The organism is Roseateles sp. UC29_93 (assembly GCF_042695725.1).
GTDB classification, from domain to species: Bacteria; Pseudomonadota; Gammaproteobacteria; order Burkholderiales; family Burkholderiaceae_C; genus Roseateles; species Roseateles noduli_A.
On the sequence record NZ_CP170545.1, the window covers coordinates 3,249,153 to 3,268,945 of the forward strand.

The following is a 19,793-nucleotide window of genomic DNA, read 5'->3' on the forward strand; positions in this document are numbered from 1 at the left end:
CTTGGAGCCCACTTCTCATTCGAGTTGCGAGGCCTTGTGCAGCGCGCGCAGCACGGCGTGGTTCACCTCGTCCGGGCCCAGCATCAGCGTGTCGAGCGCGGCACGGACGTCGAAGACCGATTCGTTCTCGATCGCCTGCACCAGGTCCAGGTAGCCCTTGTACGGGCCGCTCTGGTCGACCAGCGCCTGGCGCACGCGCTCGGGCACCGGGATCGACTGCAGCAGCTTCTCGAACGGCTGCTTCAGCATGTGGTCCAGCAGCGAGAACAGGCCGCAGATGAACATCTCGTCGCGGACTTCGGAGTCCGTCATGCTCTTGGCCAGCTCTTCCATCACCAGGCCGCGGCGCAGCGCGCCGAACATCACCGGGCGCATCGCGTGATCCTTGCTGGCCGTGGCCAGCAGCAGCGCCAGCCAGCGGCGCAGGCGCGCATAACCCAGCAGCATGATCGCGTGACGGAACGAGGACACCTCGACCGACAGGCCGAAGGCCGCGGAATTCATGTAACGCAGCAGCTTGAAGGCCAGGCTCGGGTCGCGCTTGAGCGTCTGCTCCAGGCGCTCGACGTCCTCGCCCTGGTCGACGCGCGACATCAGTTCGACGATCACCTGCAGGTCGGCCTGCGAGTCGTTGCGGGCAGCCGGGGCGGTAGGCGCCTCGAACTCGCCGTGCACGGTCCAGCCCAGCACGCCGGCCGCGCCGGCATCCAGCGCCTGCTTGAAATCACCGCCGTTGCGGGCGCCGGAGACCAGCACCGACTTGCCCGCCGGCAGCGGACCGCCGCCGAGCTCCTGCAGATCCAGCACCAGTTGCTTGAAGCCGGCCGCGTCGGAGCGACCCTTCAGCAGCGCGCCGCGTGCCTGCGCCTGGGCGGCCAGGTCGGCGTCGGACAGCAGGAAGGCGGGAACCTCAATCTTGAAATTGCCCGGCAGCGGGGCGGCCAGCAGGCCCTTGAGCAGGCCTTCGTGCGCCACGTTCAGCAGCACCGCCTTGGTCGGGAAGGCCTCGGCGAGCGCGGCCAGCAGTTCGCCCGCGTCGGGCGTGCCTTCGGGGCGAAGCGCGAACACCGTGACGCGGGTGGCCTCGATGTCGAAGGACTTGGAAACCAGGGGCGCGTACCCCAGGGCCACTTGGCCCAGCACGGCGTGTGTCGAGTTCATGCAGATCGGCGCATCAGGTGTTGATGTACTGGAACAGCGACATGCGCTGCACCATCGAGTAGGTCTTCAGCGCCGCATCGTAGCCCGTCTGCTGATTCTGGAAGTCGGAAATGCCCTGGGTCATGTCCAGATCCTCTGCGGCAGATTGCTCAGCCTGGTTGTAAACCTTGAGCGTCTGCAGGCGGACTCCGAACCGTCCAGGTTGTTCATCTGCTCGCCCACCTGGCTGCGCACGTTGGCAAGGTTGTTCATCACCGCGTCCAGGTCGCGCAGGTTCACCAGGTTGGACTGCGTGATCTCCGGGCCGGTGCGGCCCGTGGTCTTGAGCGATTCGATGGTGCGGTCCAGCACCTCGAAGAGCTTGAGGTCCGCCGTCGAGGGCTTGACGCTGAAGGTGTCGCCGTCGGACGGCGCGCCGGCGATGGTCATCGCCATGCCGTCGAACTTGACGGTCTGGCCGGCGGCGTAGTTGTCGCTGGCGACCGGCACGTGGCCCTGGGATTCGTTGAAGACCGTGTAGGTCTGCGCCGGGGCCGTGCCGCTGACGACGATGCTGTAGCTGTCGCCCGTCACCAGCGCGGGATCGGTGACGCGGCCGGAGTCGATGTAGCCCGTCGAGGCCTTGCCGGTCAGCGCGTTGGGCGCGGGGCCGGTCTCGAAGGTGCCGTTGCCGCTGCGCGCCTGCTCCCAGGCCTGGCGGCCGTCGACGCTGAGCGGGTAGTTCTCGAGGTTGCCGGTCGTGACGTTGCCGGAGATGCCTTCGAAGCCGACGCCGCCGCCGATGCGGGCGCCCGACGCGTCGCGCTGGACCGGGTTGTCGAGGAAGGGCGTGCCGGAGGTGCCCTGGCCGGAGAACAGGTAGCCGCCCGCGCCATCGGTGCGGTTGGCGATGGACAGCAGCTGGTCGCGCAGGCCCTGGACCTTGGTCGCCAGGCCCTGCCGCTCGGGATCGCTGTAGCTGGCGTTGCCGGCGGCGACCAGCGTCTCGCGGATCTGCTGCATCAGCTCGTTGGCGTCGCCCAGCGCGCTTTCCGCCAGCGTCATGCTGTTGCGGCTGGCGTCCAGCGCGCGCTGGCTCGCGTCGACCTGGCCGAGCGAGGTGCGCGCGCGCTCGGCGCGGGCGGCGCCGGTCGGGTCGTCGCTGGCCTTCTCGACGCGCTTGCCGCTGGTCAGGCGCTGCTGCGCCTCCTGCATCTCCTGCTGGCGGCGTTGCAGCGTCGCGATGCTGGTGTCGAACATGTTGTTGGTCGAGAGTCGCATGGCTGCGTCCTTCAGTGTTCAGGCGATCGGTCGCTTGTCGGGTAGCCGGTCGCGTCAGCGGCCGACCACGCTCAGCAATTGGTCGAACAGGCTCTGCGCGGCCTGCAGCATCTTGGCGGCGGCTTGGTAGCCCTGCTGGAACTGCATCAGCTTGGCCGCCTCTTCGTCGAGGTTGACGCCGGCCTGGCTGGAGCGCGTCTGCTCCGTGTCCGAGGCCACCGTGGTGGAGACCTGCGCCAGGTAATCCGCGCCCTGCACGCGCGAGCCGATGTCGGCCATCGCGGCGGCGTAGGCCTCGTTGACGGTCTGGCCGCGCGACAGCGTGCCGTCGACCTGCAGCTGCTTGCCCAGGAAGGGCTCGCTCTGCATCGCGAGGAAGGCCTTGGCGTTGCCGTTGTTGGTGGCGACCACCTGGTCCGACACCTGCAGCGCGATCTTGTCGCCCTCACGCGGCACGCCGTTCAGGCTCAGCTCGAAGCCCAGGTCCACGCCGTTGGCCGGATCGTTGCCGATCTTGCCGCCGGCTTTCCAGGTGCCGCTGACCTGCGTGTTGTCCGACAGCGTGATCGTGTAGTTGATGCTGTTGTCGGCGTTGACGGCGCCGAACTCGACGGTCGCGGGCTGCTTGCTCTTGTCGAACTTGTCGTTGATCGCGTAGAGCGTGTCGACGGTCGCCGTGCCCTTGTTGTTGATGTTGGTCGTGCCGATGATCGGCGACGCCGCCGCCAGGCCCGCCGGATCGTCCAGCGCGCGCTTGAAGCTGCCCGCCGCGTTGGCCACCGGCTCCAGCAGGAAGCTGTCGCCCTGTTGCATGGTGCCGGTCGTCGACAGGCTGATGCCGTAGGCCGCCTTGATCTGGTCGTTGCTCATGATCGTCGGCTGGCCGCCCGGGCGCACCGCGATCTGGTAGCTGTCGGGCGTGCCGGTCGGGGTCGGGGGTGACCGTGAAGGAGAGCGCCGGCACCAGCGCTCCATCGGTGACGGCGGCGCTGAGCTTGGCGTCGCCGCGGTTGGTCGCCGCCGGGAGCACCGTCGGATTGGCGATCGTGAACAGCGGGCCGCCGGCCTGCGCCTTCAGGTCGATGCCCAGGCTCTGCTGCTCGTTGACGCGCGTCGCGATCGCGGTCGCCATCTGGCCGAGCAGGTTGCGGGCGTCCTGCAGGTGGGTGTTCTGGTAACGCAGCATCGCCGTGAGCGAGCCGCCGGTCAGCGTGCTGTCGTCCAGCGCGCGGGTGCCGCTGGTGTCGGTGATCGAGAGCTGCGCGCGGGCGCCGTCGTACGGGTCGGGCGTGACCGACAGCTGCTGCGCCTGGCCGCCGAGCACCAGCACCTGGCCGCCGCCGATGAACACGCCGGTCGTGCCGTCGCGGGCGTTGGGGACGGTGCTCACCTGCACGTACTGGCTCAGCTGCGAGATCAGTTGATCGCGCTTGTCGAGCAGGTCGTTGGGCGTGTGGCTGGTACCGGCCGAACGCGCGATCTGGTCGTTCGCCGCGGCGATCTGCTTGGCGAGCTCGTTGACCTGCTTGACGTCGGCGTTCATGTCGCTGACGACACCCGACTGCAGGTCGGCCAGCTGCTGGCCGGCGCTCTGGAACCGCGCGGCCAGCGCCTGCGCCTTGCCCAGCACGACCTGGCGCGCCGACGGATCGGAGGGGCGGCTGGCCACGTCGACCAGCGCGTTCAGGAAGTCGTTGGCGGACTGGCCCAGGCCGTCCGAGCCGGTGGGGAAGAGCTTCTCCAGCTGCGCCAGCTGCGACTGCATCGTCGTGTCGGCGAAGGCCTGCGACTTGGCGGCCGCGGCCTCGCGGGTCAGGAACTCGTTGTGCGAACGGGTCACCGTCTGCACGTTGACGCCCTTGCCGAAGTAGCCCGCGCCGGTGAACTGGCCCTCGGGCGTGGTCAGCACCACTTCCTGGCGGGAGTAGCCCTGCGTGTTCGCGTTGGCGATGTTCTGGCCGATGGTCTGCAGCGCCGCCTGGTTGGCGTACATGGCGCGCATGCCGAGCGACAGCAGCGGGGAGGTACTCATGGCGGGGTCCTCGGTCTTTCCTGGGCGTTCTAGGCGTGCAGGACGTACTCAGGGGCGCGCGATCAGGCCAGCGCGCGCTGCACGCGCATCGTGGTGTTGATCGTGCGCGCCAGCTTGGTCGCGTAGTCGGGGTCGGTGGCGTAGCCGGCCTTCTGCAGGCCCTTGGCGAAGCCTTCGGCGCTGCCGGTGTTGGCCTTGGCGACGACGTCGCGGTAGCGGTCGTTGTTGCCGATCAGCTTGGCGTAGTCCTTGAAGGCCTCTTCATAGCTGCCGTAGGCGCGGAACTTGGCCGTCACCTTGGTCGGCTTGCCGTCGACGTACTCGGTGGTCTGCACCTCGGCCACCTTGCCGGTCCAGTTGGCGCCGGCCTTGATGCCGAAGACGTTGAAGCTGCTCGAGCCGTCCTTGTTCAGGATCTCGCGCTTGCCCCAGCCGGACTCGTGCGCGGCCTGCGCGATCATGAAGCTGGCCGGGATGCCGGTCGACGCCTGCGCCGACTTGGCGGCGGCGTCGTGCTTCAGGATGAAGTCCTGCACGTGCGGCTGCACGTTCTTGACGGCCAGCGCCGGCAGTTGCGGCACCTTGGTCGCGTCCTTGGCGGTCGGCAGCTCGCCGTCCTTGACGCCCAGCTGGCGCTGCAGGTGGCGCTCGATGGCCTGCGACAGGCCGCCGGGCAGGCCGGTCATCTTCGCGGCGTACTGCTGGTCGAGCATCTCGCCGCCCATCTGGGTCGCCGAGTTCTCCATCATCCCGCTGTTCATCGTGGCCTGGCGCATGCTCTTCATCACCTCCTGCATGAAGAGGGCCTCGAACTGGCGCGCGGTTTCCTTGACGGCGGCCTTGGGGTCGCGCGACGCGGTGCCCTTGAGCTGCTCGACGGAACGCGTGTCCGACGAGAGACCGTTGACGCCCATGCCGAGCGCGGTGCTGAGGGGGGTGGAGAGGGCCATGTCAGATCACCTCGAGCTCGGCGTTCAAGGCGCCGGCGCTCTTCATCGCCTGGAGGATCGCCAGCAGGTCCTGCGGCGTGGCGCCCAGCGTGTTGAGCGCCTTGACGACGTCGTTCAGGCGCGCGCCGGCCGGCAGCTGGATCAGCGAGCCGGGCTCCTGCTTGATCGAGATGTCGGTCTTCTGCGTGACCGTGGTCTGGCCGCCGGACAGCGCGTTGGGCTGGCTGACCTGCGGCGTGCTGGAGATGGTCACCGCCAGATTGCCGTGCGCGACCGCGCAGGGCTGCAGCGTGACGGCCTGGTTCATGACGACCGAGCCGGTGCGGGCATTGATGACGATGCGGGCGGACGGGATCTCCTGGTCGAAGCTCAGGTTCTCCATGTCGGCCAGGAAGGCGACGCGCGCGTCCGGCGCCAGCGGGGCGCGGACCTTCACGACGCGGCCGTCCAGCGCCATCGCCGTGCCTTCGCCCTTGAACTTGTTGATGGCCTTGGCGACGGCGCGCGCGGTGCCGAAGTCGGAGGCGTTCAGGTCCAGCTGCAGCCACTCGTTCTGCTGCAGCGGCGTGGGCACGCTGCGCTCGACCAGCGCGCCGCCGGGGATGCGGCCGGCGCTCAGGTGGTTGATCTGGACCTTGGAACCGCCCGCGGACGCGCCGGCGCCGCCGACGACCATGTTGCCCTGGGCGATCGCGTAGACCTGGCCGTCGGCGCCGCGCAGCGGCGTGGCGATCAGCGTGCCGCCGCGCAGGCTCTTGGCGTTGCCCATCGACGAGACGACGACGTCCAGGGGCTGGCCGGGTTGCGCGAAGGGGGGGAGCGAGGTGGTGATCATCACCGCCGCGACGTTGCGCGGCTGCATGGTCACGCCCGGCGGGAGCAGCACGCCGAACTGCTGCAGCATCGCGGTGATGCTCTGGCCCGTGAACGGGGCCTGCGTGGTCTGGTCGCCGGTGCCGTCCAGGCCCACGACGAGGCCGTAGCCGGTCAGCGGGTTGGAGCGGACGCCCTGCACCGCGGCGACTTCCTTGATGCGCGTCGCCTCGGCCGGCGTCGCGATCGCGAGCAGGGCCATCAGCGCGAGCAGGCCGGAGGCCAGCAGGCGAGGGGAGCGGGAGAAGAAGCGGGGGAGGGTGTTGGGGTACATCTCGGTCACACGGTTGCAGACTCGTGTGACCGATTGTGGGGAAACTTAAATGGGTGAAAGGTTCAAGAAGAAGCGGGATAGCCAGCCAATTCCATGCGCGTCGGCGACGGCGCCGCGACCGCGCTGCTCGACCCGGACGTTGGCGATGGCCGTCGAGGCGACGATGTTCCCCTGGCGGATCGACTGCGGGTCGACCTGGCCGTAGAAGCGCAGCACGTCCACGTTGGCGTTCACGCCGACCTGCTTCTCGCCCGAGATCAGCAGGTGCCCGTTGGGCAGCACGCCGGTGACGACGGCGGTGATCGTGCCGGAGAAGTCGTTGGTGTTCTCGTTCGTGCCCTTGCCGGTGCTCTTGTTGGACGAGGAGCCCGTCAGCTCGGCCCGGCCGCCGCCGAAGGAGTTGGCGGCGATGCCGGGAATCGCGCTGACGCTGGCGCCGATGGCGCCGTTCTTGTCGAGTTCGGAACTCGACTTCTGCGTCGCGCTGACCTTCTCGGTGATCGTGACGGTGACGATGTCGCCGACCAGGCGGGCGCGGTGATCCTCGAACAGCGGCCGGTAGTTCGCGTTCTGGTAGATCGCGCCGTTGTTGGCGGAGGCCGGGATCGGCTCCGGCATCTTCACCACCGGCGCGGGCTGCATGTCCACGCGCGGCTGCGGGTACATCGTCGAGCAGGCGGTGAGAACCAGCACGGTGGCGCAGGCACTGAGCCGCATCGCCGATCGGGCGAGGCTGGACGTGGGCAACAGGGGCGAGGACGGGAACGAATGCATGAACAACTCCTGGATTCGCGGCGTGTCGGGACGCCGGCCTTGGCACCGGGTGGGTGCGCCGCGCGGGGCCGGCGGGATCTGGACGATGGGACCCTCATCGTCGCCCGGGCGATGCGCGCCCGATCGACCGAAGTGAGCCCGTCAGTCCGGTCAGATCTGCGACAGCTTCTGGAGCATCTGGTCGGTGGTCTGGATCGCCTTCGAGTTCATTTCGTAGGCGCGCTGGGTCTGGATCATCTGGACCAGTTCCTCGACGACGTTGACGTTCGAGGTTTCGACGAAGCCCTGCTGCACGGTGCCCAGGCTGTTCTGGCCGGGCGCGCCGGTCTGCGGCGTGCCGGAGGCGACCGTCTCGGCGTACAGGTTGCCGCCCAGCGACTCCAGCCCCGGCGGGTTGATGAAGTTCGCCAGCTGCAGCTGGCCCAGCGTCGTCGGCGTGGCGCTGGCGGCGGTGGTGACGCTCACCGTGCCGTCGGCGCCGATGGTCAGCGACTTGGCGTCGGCCGGGACGATGATCCCGGGCAGCACCGTGTTGCCGTTGTTGGTGACGACCTGGCCGTTGGCGTCCAGCTGGAAGCTGCCGTCGCGGGTGTAGGCGGTGGTGCCGTCGGGCATCTGCACCTGGAAGAAGCCGTTGCCCTTGACGGCGACGTCCAGGTAGTTGGACGTCTGCGTCAGGCTGCCCTGCGAATGGCTGCGCGAGGTGGCGACCGCGCGCGAACCCAGGCCGACCTGCATGCCGGTGGGCAGCGTGGTCTGCTCGGTGTTGTTGGCGCCGGGCTGGCGCAGCGTCTGGTACATCAGGTCTTCGAAGACCGCATGCGACTTCTTGAAGCCGTTGGTCGAGACGTTGGCCAGGTTGTGGGAAATCACGTCCAGCTGGGTCTGCTGGCTTTCCATGCCGGTCTTGGCGGTCCAGAGCGAACGAAGCATTTGAAGTCTCCTGAATCCTGTTGCTGAAGCGGTTCCGTGCTGCGAACTGTGGGCAGGCGGATCAGCTGTCGGACAGCAGCTTGGAGGCTGCCTGGCCGTGGGTCTGGGCGATCGAGAGCATCTTCATCTGCTGCTCGAACTGGCGGGCGGCGGCGATCATGCCGACCATGGTCTCGACCGGGCTCACGTTGGAGCCCTCGAGGGCGCCCGACTGGAGGCGGGCGGCGGGGTCGGCGGGCAGCGGATCGCCGCCGTCGGCGATGAACAGGCCGTCGTCGCGGCGCGTGAAGCGGCCGTCCTCGGTGACCAGCTTGATCCGGCCGATGTTGACCGGACGCTGTCCGTCGGCCTTGGCGACGACGGTGCCGTCGTCGCCGATCGAGATCGTCGAGTTGGGCGGCACGGTGATCGGGCCGCCGTCGCCCAGCACCTGCAGGCCGTTGCGCATGCGCAGCACGCCGTCCTGGTCGACGTCCATCGAGCCGGCGCGGGTGTAGGCCTCGGTGCCGTCCAGCGCCTGCACGGCCATCCAGGACTTGCCCTTCATGGCGACGTCCAGGTTGCGGTCGGTCGTCGTGATCGGGCCGGCGGTCAGGTCGTGGCCGGTGGTCGTCTCCAGCGCGAACGCGCGGGTGGACGAGCCGTCGCCGCGGATCGGCACCGCGCGGAACGCCTGCAGCTCGGCGCGGAAGCCGTTGCTGTTGGCGTTGGCGAGGTTGTTGGAAAGCACGTCCTGGCGCGACATCGCCGCCTGGGCGCCGCTCATCGACAGGTAGATCATGCGGTCCATCGGAACTCCTCAGCGATCGGCAACGGGATGGGTCAGGACGCCGGTGCCTGCATCAACGCAGGTTGACCAGCGTCTGCAGGACCTGGTCCTGCGTCTTGATGGTCTGCGAGTTGGCCTGGTAGACGCGCTGGGCGGTCATCATGTTCACCAGCTCGGAGGTCAGGTCGACGTTGGATTCCTCCAGCGCGCCGGGGGTCAGCGAGCCGAGGTTGCCGTCGCCCGGCACGCCCACGACCGGATCGCCCGACGAATTCGTGCGCGCCCAGACGTTGCCGCCCAGCGGCTGCAGGCCTTGCGGGTTGCGGAAGTTGGCCAGCTCGACCTGGCCGGCCGGCTTGGATTCACCGTTCGAATAACGGGCGGTGACGATGCCGTTGTCTTCCAGCTTGATGCCGACCAGCTGGCCCGGCGCGTAGCCGTTCTGGTTCAGGTCGGTGACGGCGAAGTTGGAGCCGTTCTCGGTGGCGGAGCGCAGGTCGAAGCTGATGCCCTGCACCGACGGGTCGGACGGGTCGGCCGGCGGCGCCGGGATCGGCAGCGTCGGGGCGCCTTGCGAGTTCGTGCCGGCGGGGATCTTCAGGTTCAGGAACTCGCTCGGGCCGGGCGAGACGGGCTTGCCGCCGGTGGGCAGGAAGGTCATCTGCGTGAACGGCGTCAGCGGGTTGCCCTTGGCGGTGCCGTCGTCGGTCTCGATCGGGTTGCCCTGGGAGTCGAACTGCACGGCGCTGCCGTTGGCCGTCAGGTAGACGTTCCAGACGGTGTTGCCGTTGGCGTCGTCGTTGTTGGCGCGCTGGAAGTACATGGTCAGCGCGGTGGGCTGGCCCTTGGCGTCGTACACCGTCATCGACGTCGCGTTGTTGTACGAGGTCGGGTCGTTCAGCGTGATGCCGGTCTTGTCGATCTTGGGCGAGTTCGGATCGGCCGGATCGGTCAGGTCGTAGGCGGCGGTCGGGCCGGCGCGGGAGTCCAGGTTGAACTCCATCTTGATGTCGCTGGTCACCTTGGGGTCGATGCCGCCGGTGGGCAGCTTCAGGCCCTGCGCCAGACCGGGCTGGATCACGCCGTTGGCGTCGGCGGGATACCCCATCAGCTTCAGCTGATCGTTGTTGACGATGTTGCCTTCCTTGTCGACCTTGAACTGGCCGTTGCGGGTGTACACCGTCGGGCTCTTGCCGTCGGACACCTGGAAGAAGCCGGCGCCGTTGATGGCCAGGTCCATCGGGTTCTCGGTGATCGAGATGTTGCCCTGCGTGAACTGCTGGGCCACCGTCTGGACCTGCACGCCGATGCCGACGTCGCTGGTGCCGGCGCCGTTGAGCGAGGCCGCGTACATGTCGGCGAACTCGGCCCGCGACGACTTGGCGCCGTAGGTCTGCGAGTTGGCGATGTTGTTGCCGATGACTTCCAGGTTCTTGCTGGAAGCATTCAGTCCGGAGAGGCCTTGTTGGAAGCTCATGGTCGTGTCCTTGGGCGATTCAGGCGCGAATCTGCGGGGTCAAGCGGGGGGCGGGGCTGAGGGCGGAAATGCTGGGATCAGCCCAGCGAACGGACCTTGTCGTAATCGACCAGGCCGGAATTCTTCAGTTCGAGCTGCAGCGTGGCGCCGCTCGTATTCACCGCGCGCACCGTGTCGCGGGTGAGGGTGGTCGCGGTGACCGGGGCGCTGGCATTGGTCGCCGTGACGCGGAAGCTCAGGTTGGTGGTCTCGGTCGCCTTGGACGCGTCCCAGGTGTAGGACTGCATGCCGGCCTTCATCTTGCCGAGGTCCTGCGTGGAGATCACCTCGCCGGCGCCGTTGAGGATTTCCAGCTTGACGGCGTCGGCGGCGCCGCCGAGGTCGAAGCTCATCGTGGATTTCCCGTCGGCGACGCTGATCTTGTTGCCGGGGACGGTGACGTCGCGGCCGACCAGGCTCACGCTCTGCAGCGCCTGCATCTGGCCGAACTGGCTGCCCAGGGCCTGGATGCTGCTGTTGAGCGTGCTCACGCCGGTCACCGTCTGGATCTGCGCCATCTGCGTCGTCACGGCGGCGTTGTCCATCGGGTTCATCGGGTCCTGGTTCTGCAGCTGCGCGACCAGCAGCTTCAGGAAGCGGTCCGAGGTTTCCTGCGCGCTCGTGCCGGTGGCGCTCGCGGCGGCCGTGTTCGAGGCGGCGCCGGTCTTCGTGTTGGCGTTCAGGGCGGTGAAGTCCATGATGGGCGTTCCGTTCGGTTATTCGGGAGGAGCGGGCGATCAGCCCTGGCCCATCTGCAGGGTCTTGAGCAGCAGCGACTTGGCGGTGCCCATGACCTCGAGGTTGTTCTGGTACGAACGGGAGGCGGAGATCATGTTGACCATCTCCTCCACGCTGTTGACGTTGCTGTACGTGACGTAGCCGTCGGCGTCGGCCAGCTGGTGGCTGGGATCGTGGATGCGGCGGCCGGGGGTCTGGTTCTCCTGGACGCCCACCACCTGCACGCCGACGTCGGTCTGGTCCGTGCCGTTCTGGGCCAGCACGCTCTGGAAGACGACCTGGCGCGCCTTGTAGGCCTGGCCATCCGGGCCGGCGACGGTGTCCGCGTTGGCCATGTTGCTGGCGACCGCGTTCAGGCGCTGGCTCTGCGCGCTCACCGCGCTGCCGCTGATGTGGAAGATGCTGAACATCGACATGACGGGCTCCTTGCTTCAGCGCTCGATCAGGAAGCGTTCGGCGACTTCATCGCGTCCAGCATGGTGCGGATGGAGCCGTTCAGGAATCGCAGCGAGGCCTCGTACTTCACCGTGTTGTCGGCGAAGCTGGCGCGCTCGCGGTCCATGTCGACCGTGTTGCTGTCCATGCTGGTCATCGAACTCAGGCTGCTCTGCAGCGCGGCCTGCGTGCGCTGGGTCAGGGTCTGGTTGGAATCCGAGGGATTGGCCGCCGGGGAGGTCGCCGCGCGCAGCGCCTTGGCGAAGTCCATGTCCTTGGACTGGTAGCCGGGGGTGTCGGCGTTGGCGATGTTGCTGGCCAGCAGACGCTGACGCTCCGCCCGCAGGGTCAGCGCCTGGGACTGGAAGCTCATCGCGTCGGTCAGTTTGTTCAGCATCTCGTTTCTCCTTCGGACGGGGCGGGGGCATCGGGACGCGGCCCGTTGGCTGTCACCCGGTTTTGTCACGTTCGAGCATTGTGTTCAGCAGGTCCGAAAACATGAGCGCGATAAGACGGGTGATCCCGGCGCATTTCGAAGCCACCGGCGAGCCCCGGATCCGTACAGTTCCGACCCATGCCGCAAAGCTGCCACTCCACCCATGCCCGCCACGCGCAGGCGCTGCCCGCCCTGCTGGCGGGTGCGCTGATGTCCGTGTGGCTGATGTTCGGGCTCGTGGACGAAGCCGATGCGCAGCCCGCGGCGCCCGTGCAGGTCGCGGTGGCGCCCAACATTTCGATTAGCGAACCAGGGGGCTCAGGCCTCGGCGCGCTGGACGCGACGCTGGAAGACCGTCTGCAGACGCTGGCGATGGCCGGCGCCCGCCAGGTGGCACCGAACCAGGCCCGCGTGGAGATCGAGATCGGCAAGCTGGATCCGCGCCTGCGCCTGGCGCCGTGCGCGCAGATCCAGCCCTACCTGCCGCCCGGCACCAGGATGTGGGGCCGCAGCCGCCTGGGCCTGCGCTGCGTGGCCGGCGTGACCAAATGGAATGTGACGCTGCCGCTGACCATCAAGGTCTACGGCCAGGCCTTCGTCGCGGCGGCGGACCTGCCGACCGGCACGCTGCTGACTCAAGAACATCTCCGGCTGGCCGAAGTAGATATTGCCGGTGAGGCCGGCGCCATCTATACCCAAACGGATGGCTGGCTCGGACGTCATCTGGCAAAACCGGTCGCGGCCGGTCAGGCACTGCGATCCGTGGACCTGAAGCTGCGCCAATGGGTGCAGCCAGGCGACCGGGTGCAGGTCATGGCGACCGGCGACGGTTATGCGATCGCCGGCGAAGGCCAGGCGATGGGCGTCGGGCTGGAAGGCCAGGATGTCCGTGTACGTTTCGACAATGGCCGCATGGCCACCGGGCGTACGATCGGTGAACGACGGGTGGAGGTGGTACTGTGATGCCCTTCACCGAGAGATCTGTCTAATTTGTGAAGCTCGCCCCTCAAGTTCCGTCCAGGCAGGTCGATAAACCCGCTAATGGAAGGGATCCGGAAGTCCTCGGGCCCATGGAGAATTGCCATGAAGATCGGTAACAACGCTGACATCAACGCCTACTCGAAAGTCGGCGGCACCGCTGCCGGCGCGACCGAGGGCGGAGCCAAGACCGCCAAGGGCGGTGCCGCGGCCCCCTCGAACGAGGGGTCCAAGGTCGAGCTGTCAAGCACCGCGAGCAGCCTGATCTCGGGCACCGGCACGGACGACGGCAGCTTCGACGCGGAGAAGGTCGCCCGCATCGCCAGCGCGATCGAGAAGGGCGAGTTCAAGATCAACGCCGACGCGATCGCCGACAAGCTGATCGCCAACGCGTCCGAGATGCTGGGCCGCACCCAGCAGTCGCACTGAACCGCTCCGTCGAAAGACGCTGAGCTGTAGCGAGCCAAGACCCCAGCCTTTCCGGTGACGCCCATGACCGCCACGCCTCTGACCACGACCCCCGTCGACCTGGAGCAGCCGCTCCAGGACGTCGAAAGCTGCCTGAACCTGCTGGGCGACGCGCTGCATCGACGCGACTCGCAGGCGATCGAGCTGCACGCGGCGTCGTTGCACGCGGCACTGGCACGGGCGATCGAACAGTTCAGCGCGGCCGCTCGTACCGGCACCGTGCCGCAAGGCTTGCGCACCCGCCTGATGCAGGCCGGTGGCCGTGTGGCCGCGCAGCGTGAGTCGCTGGCTCGTGCCACCGCGGCGCTGGACCGCGCCATCGACGTGCTGATGCCCGGCGAGCCCAGCGGTCTGTACGGCGCTTCCGGCAAGAGCGAGCGCAAGTCGGGACTGGGTGGAGTGATCCAGGCTTGAGCCCGGTTTCTCGAATGACGAAGGCCACGCAGTGCGTGGCCTTTTTGCTTTTGGGGAACTCGCGTGCGGAGGGCGGTGCGTTGGCCGCCAGTGCAGGGGGCCTTGGCGGCAGGCGCCAAAACCCCCAGCACAGCCGTCCCCAACCATTCGCGTCCTTCGACGGATTTGCGACCGAGGACCTTGGGCGAGGAGGGGGAGGTGTGGGGCGGTCAGGTCGGCGTGCGCGTCGCCTTGCGACGCAGGCAGTCGAGGTAGACGTGGCCGTCCGGCGGCAGCCCGCTGCGCTGCGAGGTCCAGATCATCTCGCCCAGGCACTCCATCGCCTCGTGGTGGGCGTCGTGGAGCGACTGGCGGCGGGCCGCCAGCAGGTCCAGCGCCTGGCGCACGCCGGTCGGCTGGTCGATCTGGTGCTGCTCCATCAGGCTGAGGTGCATGGACAGGTGCAGGAACGGGTTCGTGCGGCCGTCCTCGACCGTGTAGACCGCCGCCAGCGCGGCGTCTTCATCGGCGAGTTCGTCGTGGTACTCCGGATGCTGCTCGATCCAGTCCGAGGCGATCGCCTCCATCGGCGTCAGCGGCAGCTTGTCGCGGTACTTGCGGAAGGTCTGGCAGAAGAAGCGCCGGACTTCGAGTTGGGATGGGGCAAACATAAGCGCGTGATTGTCGTCGCCCGCGTCAGGCCTTGTCGGGTTGGGGATGCTCGGACGAAGGCACCGGCGCCGCGCCCGGGGCGGCGCCGGGGGCCAGGTGCGGCTCCTGCCAGGGGTTGCGGGCCTTGCCTTCCGCCAGCGCCTTGCGTTCCGCCGCCAGCCGCTCCTCCAACTGTTCGCGACCGCGCTTGGACATCGCGATCAGCGTGTCCAGGTCGCCGCGGTGCGGGCGCAGTTCTTCGGTCTGCTCGACGGTATGCCGCCGGAAGCGCCACGCCATCTGCCGCGCCGCGTGCGGCTCCCAACCGAGCTGCTGCAGCACGCTGCGCGCGCTCATGAGCGCGGAGTCCAGCGTCTCGCGCTCGATCAGCTCGACGCCCAGTTCGCGCAGCGCGTAGTAGTGCTGGACGTTGCGCGCCCGCGCGACGATGGTCAGGTGCGGGAAGTGCTGGCGCGCGATCTCGGCGATCTTGACGCTGTGGTTGAAGTCGTCGACGGCCAGCACCAGCACCTGCGCATGCTGGGCGCCGGCGGTGCGCAGCAGTTCCAGCCGCGTCGCGTCGCCCCAGAACACCCGCCAGCCGAAGCGCCGCAGCGATTCGACGGTGTCGGCGTCGTGGTCCAGCACCGTCGCCGGGATGCCGTTGGCGAAGAGCATCCGCCCGACGATCTGCCCGTAGCGACCGAAGCCCGCGATGATCACCGGCGACTCCTGCTGTTCGGTGAGCTCGTGCGGGGACTTGCGCTCGATCTGGCCGGCGCGCCGCTGCGCCCAGGCCAGCAGTGCCGGCGTCAGCGCCAGCGACAGCGCGACCGCCGCCACCAGCACCGAGCGCTGCCCCGCGTCGAGCAGCGTGGCCTGTTCCGCGAGCTGGAAGACGACGAAACCGAACTCGCCGCCCTGCGCCAGCAGGATGACGAAGACCGCGCGCTCCGGCCGGGGCAGGCCCATCGCGCGGCCCAGTACCGCCAGCACCAGGCCCTTGCACAGCCAGAGCGCGGCCAGCAGGCCGAGCACCGCGAACGGCTTCTGCCACAGCACCGTCAGGTCCAGGCCCATGCCCACGGCGATGAAGAACATCCCGAGCAACAGGCCCTTGAACGGCTCCAGGTCGGCCTCGAGGGCGCGGCGATATTCGCTTTCGGCGAGCAGCACGCCCGCCGCGAACGCGCCCAGCGCCATCGACAGCCCGACCTTCTGCATCAGCATGGCCGCGGCCAGCACCAGCAGCAGCGAGGCGGCGGTGAAGATCTCCGGCGTGCCGCTGCGCGCGATCCAGCGCAGCAGCGGTCGCAGCAGCAGCCGGCCGCCGAGCACGATCAGCACCAGCGCACCGAGCGCCAGCCAGATGCGATATCCGGAGTGCCCCGCCGCGGGCCGCCCCTGGCTCGCGAGGATGGGCACCAGCGCCAGCACCGGGATCGCGGCGATGTCCTGCAGCAGCGCGACGCTGATGACGCTCTGTCCGGCGCGCGTGTTGCCGAGGTTCTTCTCGCTGAGGGTGGCCAGCGCGACCGCCGTCGACGACATCGCCAGCCCCAGCGCCGCGATGACGGCGGCATGCCAGTCGGCGTCGAGGAAGAAGGACGGGATCAGCAGCAGCGCCGCGCAGCCCAGCATCTGCGCCGAGCCCCAGCCGAAGATCGGCCGGCGCATCGCCCACAGCCGCTTGGGCTCGAGTTCCAGGCCGACCAGGAACATCATCAGCACGACGCCGAATTCACCGACCTCCAGGACGGTCGCCGGTTGGCTGATCAACCCGAGCACCTGCGGGCCGAGCAGCACGCCCGCCACCAGGTAGCCCAGGATCGAGCCCAGCTTCAGCCCGCGCGCCAGGGGCACCGCGAGCACCGCGGCGGCCAGCAGGACGAGCGGCGTCAGCAGCCAGTTGCCATGGGCGCCATGCGCCGCGGCTTCCGTCGCGGTCACGGCGGCGGAGGCGGCGGTCATCGCGGCGGACGCCGCGGACATCGGGGTGGAGATGTCCATCAGACCGGCGCTCCTTCCTCGCGCACCGGGCGCTCGTCGTCGGGGACCGTCTCCTGGGCGGGGTCGGGCTGGTGCTCGCACCAGGCGGGCAGGGCGCGGAGCCCCTCGATGAAGGCCTGCGCATGGGCCTGGATCTGTTCGGCCGGCGCCTTCTGCGCGCCGTGCAGGATCAGCGGCGGCAGGAAGCGCATGCCGCAGAGCGCGGCCGTCTGCGCATAGGGCAGCAGGAAGTCGCCGACCGGATGGCGGTTGTAGCCCTCCGCGCTGTAGGAGTGCTCGCTCCCCCCGGCCGACGTCACCAGCCACAGTTCCTTGCCGTGCAGCGCGTGACCGGTCTGGCCGTAGGCGAAGCCCACGCTCAGCACCTCGTCCACCCACAGCTTCATCAGCGCGGGCATGCCGTACCAGTGCAGCGGATGCAGCCAGACCAGCATCTCCGCGTCGCGCAGCGCTTCCTGCTCCGCATGCGTGTCGATGGCGTAGTCCGGATACAGCGCGTAGAGGTCGCGCACCCGGACGTTGGGCAGCCCGTGCGCGGCGGACAGCATCGCCCGCGTGACGCGGGAATGGGCCAGGTCAGGATGCGCGGCCAGGATGAGGATCGGCGGCGCGCCAGGGGCGGAGGAGGGGGAGGTGGGAGGGGTCGGGGCTGACGAGCTCATGGAACCGGAGTATCCGGCACCTCTGCCGCCGCCGGGCCTCCCCGGAGGGAGACCCGGCGGGGGCTCGTCACGGCGTTGCGGACGCCGTCGCAGAGGATGTCTCAGCGGGCGCCGCAGGGGACGCTTCGGACATCTCCCGTATCCAGACCGTGCCGCCTCGGCGCTCGGGCCATGCGCCGCCAGGCAGGAGGCGGATCTCGATCCTCGCCGGCGCGTGGCCCAAGGCGACCAAGGCATCGCGGACGGCGATCAGGCGGCGATAGGTGGCTTGGCGAGCCGTGGTCTGTTCGAGGTCGGTGGAGGCGGCGATCTGGATCGTCCGGTCCCGCCGTTCGGACGTCATCCAGCGTGCCAGCGTCGCGCTCGCGGCCTCATCCAATCCCAGCGCACCAATCGCAAAGCTGACCTGCAGACGCCATCCGCCAGCGGGCAGGGCAACCTGCTCGATGCGGACCGGCGTTGCCTCGACCGGAGACGCGGAGGACGACCGGACGTGCAGCGTGAGCGTCGGCAAGCCGGGAGGACCGTTCTCCAGCGCGGGCGCGGTGGTACCGCGAGGCGCCGGCGATTCGTCTTCGCGTATGGGTGCCTCGCTCAGGTCGATCTCGCGCGTTGCTGGCCGGACCGGCGTCGCGGACGTCTGCGGAACCTGCGGAGCCGGCGCGACGAGTGCCGCTTCGACGGCGGAAGACTCCACGAGGCCCGGCTCGACGAGAGCGGGCGTCACGGCCACGGGAGGCGGCTCGCGGACCCGCGAGGGGCTCGCGATCTGCAATCCGGTGGCCAGCAGGCCGCCACAGAAGATCGACACCACGAACAGCAGGTTCAGCACCACGTTGATCAGCGCGTCGACGTAGCCGGGCCAGAAGTCGATGGTGTCCGAGCGTTCAGCGTGCATGGTGTTCTCCTTCGATCGCGGCGGGGAGCGCCTCGATCACGACGGTTCGCGCGCCGGGTTCGGCTGCGGACGGGCCGGACGGCGCGCCGGCCTCGTCCAGCGCGAACTGGATGCGGCCCGCCGCGATGTCCAGGTCCAGCAGCGCGTTGCGCACCGCCATGAGTCGGATGTAGGCGGCGCGGCGGGTGGTGCCCGACGCGTCGACGGGCACGACGGCGGTGAGCCGCACACGTCGCTCCGCAGGCAGCGAGGACAGCGCGGTCCGCAGCGATGCGCGGACCTCGTCGTCCAGCGCGTGGGCGTCCTCGTCGAAGGTCAAGGCGATGCGCCCGGCGGGCGTGGATGGGCGCGGCGCGCGGAGGCTGGACGGGCCCGGAGGCGGTGATGGCGCCGCCGCCGACACGGTGGGCCAGTCCCTGCGCGGCGGCTCCGGCACCGGCGCGCCCGCATTGACGGGCTCAGGCGGCGCCGCCGCCAACGGCGACTGGCTGGCCGGATCGTCGTCGCGATCGGCCGGGGGCAGTTCATGCATGGCCGCCTGGCTTACGAGGAACAGGTTGCCGCCCAGGATGGCGATCACCAGCAGCAGGGTGATCGCCAGCCCGGCGACGGCGGCGACGTAGCCCGGCCACACGTTGGGGCTTCTGGAGGACGCTCGCATGATGGACGCTCAGAGGACGCTGCCGTTGCTGACCAAGGTCTGCACGTCGGTCGTGGCCAGCGTGACGCCGCTCAGGTAGATCTGCTGCAGCACGTGGCCCGGCCCGTCACCGTCCACGTCGATGACGATCAGTGCGCCGGACGTGCCCGCGTCCGCGCCCGCCACGCCGGCGGGTGCCGCCGCGTTGTTGAAGACCTTGATCCATGCCGAGAGGTCGTCGGCCGGTCCTGCGCGGCCCTCCAGCATCGGCAGCAGGGACAGCCGATCCTTGTTGCCGTCACTGGCGCCGAAGTCCCGGATCACGTCGATGGCGCCGGTGGTGCCCGCGTCGCCGCGGTGCCAGGCGAAGAGGTCGTTGTCCGTTCCCGCGGCCGTCGAACCGCCGCGGCCGTACAGGATGTCGTTGCCACGACCGCCGGTGATCAGGTCGTCCCCGTTGCCGGCCATGATGGCGTCGTCGCCGGCACCGCCATCGATGGTGTCGTTGCCGACGCCCATGCGTTGGGTGAACAGGCGGTTTTCGCCGTTGCTGCCGCCGGGGCCGTCCAGGAAGGCGGCGCGCGCACCGGCGATGGCACTGTCCGCCGAGCCGGTGTTGTCGTACTGGTGCAGCGCGGCGTTCTGGGCGCCGTCGAACTCGGCGGTGTACTGGGTGCTGCCTCCTCCAACGCTGGCGCCGCCGCCGCCGGTGATGAAACTGCCCCGGGTGGTACCGGCGCCGCCGCCCAGTGCCACGCCGAGCGTGTTCGGGTTGACCGTTGACGGCCGAGCCCTCCTGGGTCCCGCCGTCGCCGGCGCCAACACCGCCGAGGCCACCGACACCGGCGGTGTAGTAGCTTCGGCCATTGCCACCGCCACCACCGCCGCCATACCCGCCGGCACCCGCGGTACTGGTGGTATCGCTGCCGGAGAAACCGTCCC

General features: G+C 69.0%; 22 protein-coding genes. 3 read left to right on the plus strand and 19 right to left on the minus strand.

The genetic code is table 11. The features are described from left to right. Positions 1-15: 15 nt before the first annotated feature. From ACFJIX_RS15120 to flgB, 13 genes are all read right to left on the minus strand, one after another. The gene (locus ACFJIX_RS15120) at positions 16-1,161 is read right to left on the minus strand and encodes an EAL and HDOD domain-containing protein (protein ID WP_377161393.1); all 1,146 of its coding nucleotides are present in this window, start codon (positions 1,159-1,161) and stop codon (positions 16-18) included. Between the two features lie 120 nt (positions 1,162-1,281). Beyond that, on the minus strand, positions 1,282-2,421 hold the full coding sequence (flgL, locus tag ACFJIX_RS15125; protein ID WP_377161395.1) for a flagellar hook-associated protein FlgL: 1,140 nt from the start codon (positions 2,419-2,421) through the stop codon (positions 1,282-1,284). 54 nt (positions 2,422-2,475) lie between these two features. Then, the gene (locus ACFJIX_RS15130) at positions 2,476-2,910 is read right to left on the minus strand and encodes a flagellar basal body rod C-terminal domain-containing protein (protein ID WP_377161397.1); all 435 of its coding nucleotides are present in this window, start codon (positions 2,908-2,910) and stop codon (positions 2,476-2,478) included. Then, positions 2,867-4,453 carry a flagellar hook-associated protein FlgK gene (gene flgK / locus ACFJIX_RS15135; protein ID WP_377161399.1) on the minus strand — a complete coding sequence of 529 codons (1,587 nt, stop codon included), beginning with the start codon at positions 4,451-4,453 and terminating at the stop codon, positions 2,867-2,869. Before flgK ends, ACFJIX_RS15130 begins: the two co-directional genes overlap by 44 nt. A gap of 62 nt (positions 4,454-4,515) precedes the next feature. Further along, positions 4,516-5,403: a flagellar assembly peptidoglycan hydrolase FlgJ gene (gene flgJ / locus ACFJIX_RS15140; RefSeq protein WP_377161402.1), complete on the minus strand. Its 888-nt coding sequence runs from the start codon at positions 5,401-5,403 to the stop codon at positions 4,516-4,518. 1 nt (position 5,404) lies between these two features. Next, complete coding sequence (locus ACFJIX_RS15145) at positions 5,405-6,550, minus strand: flagellar basal body P-ring protein FlgI (protein WP_377161404.1); 1,146 nt, start codon at positions 6,548-6,550, stop codon at positions 5,405-5,407. A gap of 45 nt (positions 6,551-6,595) precedes the next feature. After that, a complete protein-coding gene (locus ACFJIX_RS15150) occupies positions 6,596-7,324 on the minus strand; it encodes a flagellar basal body L-ring protein FlgH (protein ID WP_377161406.1) in 729 nt (242 codons plus the stop codon). 150 nt (positions 7,325-7,474) lie between these two features. Beyond that, positions 7,475-8,257: a flagellar basal-body rod protein FlgG gene (gene flgG / locus ACFJIX_RS15155; protein WP_377161408.1), complete on the minus strand. Its 783-nt coding sequence runs from the start codon at positions 8,255-8,257 to the stop codon at positions 7,475-7,477. A gap of 61 nt (positions 8,258-8,318) precedes the next feature. Continuing rightward, positions 8,319-9,047: a flagellar basal-body rod protein FlgF gene (flgF, locus tag ACFJIX_RS15160; RefSeq protein ID WP_377161410.1), complete on the minus strand. Its 729-nt coding sequence runs from the start codon at positions 9,045-9,047 to the stop codon at positions 8,319-8,321. 52 nt (positions 9,048-9,099) lie between these two features. Further along, entirely contained in the window at positions 9,100-10,503 is a 1,404-nt protein-coding gene (gene flgE, locus ACFJIX_RS15165; RefSeq protein WP_377161412.1) for a flagellar hook protein FlgE, read from the minus strand. A 77-nt stretch (positions 10,504-10,580) separates the two neighbouring features. After that, complete coding sequence (locus ACFJIX_RS15170; RefSeq protein WP_377161414.1) at positions 10,581-11,240, minus strand: flagellar hook assembly protein FlgD; 660 nt, start codon at positions 11,238-11,240, stop codon at positions 10,581-10,583. 39 nt (positions 11,241-11,279) lie between these two features. Further along, a complete protein-coding gene (gene flgC / locus ACFJIX_RS15175) occupies positions 11,280-11,696 on the minus strand; it encodes a flagellar basal body rod protein FlgC (RefSeq protein ID WP_067276020.1) in 417 nt (138 codons plus the stop codon). 26 nt (positions 11,697-11,722) lie between these two features. Further along, positions 11,723-12,112, minus strand: a complete 390-nt coding sequence (gene flgB, locus ACFJIX_RS15180; protein WP_377161416.1) for a flagellar basal body rod protein FlgB — start codon at positions 12,110-12,112, stop codon at positions 11,723-11,725. Positions 12,113-12,289: 177 nt separating this feature from the next. Between flgB and flgA the strand changes: the two genes are divergently transcribed. The 3 genes from flgA to ACFJIX_RS15195 all read left to right on the plus strand — a co-directional run bounded on the left by flgA (position 12,290) and on the right by ACFJIX_RS15195 (position 14,011). Beyond that, on the plus strand, positions 12,290-13,114 hold the full coding sequence (gene flgA, locus ACFJIX_RS15185; protein ID WP_377161418.1) for a flagellar basal body P-ring formation chaperone FlgA: 825 nt from the start codon (positions 12,290-12,292) through the stop codon (positions 13,112-13,114). Positions 13,115-13,234: 120 nt separating this feature from the next. Beyond that, a complete protein-coding gene (flgM, locus tag ACFJIX_RS15190) occupies positions 13,235-13,558 on the plus strand; it encodes a flagellar biosynthesis anti-sigma factor FlgM (protein WP_377161421.1) in 324 nt (107 codons plus the stop codon). Between the two features lie 63 nt (positions 13,559-13,621). Beyond that, positions 13,622-14,011: a hypothetical protein gene (locus tag ACFJIX_RS15195; RefSeq protein WP_377161423.1), complete on the plus strand. Its 390-nt coding sequence runs from the start codon at positions 13,622-13,624 to the stop codon at positions 14,009-14,011. A gap of 209 nt (positions 14,012-14,220) precedes the next feature. On the opposite strand, the gene ACFJIX_RS15200 is transcribed toward ACFJIX_RS15195, so the two are convergent. From ACFJIX_RS15200 to ACFJIX_RS15225, 6 genes are all read right to left on the minus strand, one after another. Next, on the minus strand, positions 14,221-14,661 hold the full coding sequence (locus tag ACFJIX_RS15200) for a DUF1841 family protein (RefSeq protein WP_377161425.1): 441 nt from the start codon (positions 14,659-14,661) through the stop codon (positions 14,221-14,223). Positions 14,662-14,686: 25 nt separating this feature from the next. Continuing rightward, complete coding sequence (gene kefC / locus ACFJIX_RS15205; protein WP_377161427.1) at positions 14,687-16,651, minus strand: glutathione-regulated potassium-efflux system protein KefC; 1,965 nt, start codon at positions 16,649-16,651, stop codon at positions 14,687-14,689. Further along, entirely contained in the window at positions 16,651-17,313 is a 663-nt protein-coding gene (locus ACFJIX_RS15210; protein ID WP_377161429.1) for an NAD(P)H-dependent oxidoreductase, read from the minus strand. The genes kefC and ACFJIX_RS15210 overlap by 1 nt, the downstream gene beginning before the upstream one ends. A 67-nt stretch (positions 17,314-17,380) precedes the next feature. Further along, positions 17,381-18,211 (minus strand): hypothetical protein, encoded by an 831-nt coding sequence (locus ACFJIX_RS15215; protein WP_377161431.1) that lies wholly within the window; start codon positions 18,209-18,211, stop codon positions 17,381-17,383. Further along, positions 18,201-18,872 (minus strand): hypothetical protein, encoded by a 672-nt coding sequence (locus ACFJIX_RS15220; RefSeq protein ID WP_377161433.1) that lies wholly within the window; start codon positions 18,870-18,872, stop codon positions 18,201-18,203. Before ACFJIX_RS15220 ends, ACFJIX_RS15215 begins: the two co-directional genes overlap by 11 nt. A gap of 9 nt (positions 18,873-18,881) precedes the next feature. Next, positions 18,882-19,754 carry a calcium-binding protein gene (locus ACFJIX_RS15225; protein WP_377161435.1) on the minus strand — a complete coding sequence of 291 codons (873 nt, stop codon included), beginning with the start codon at positions 19,752-19,754 and terminating at the stop codon, positions 18,882-18,884. Between the last annotated feature and the right edge of the window lie 39 nt (positions 19,755-19,793).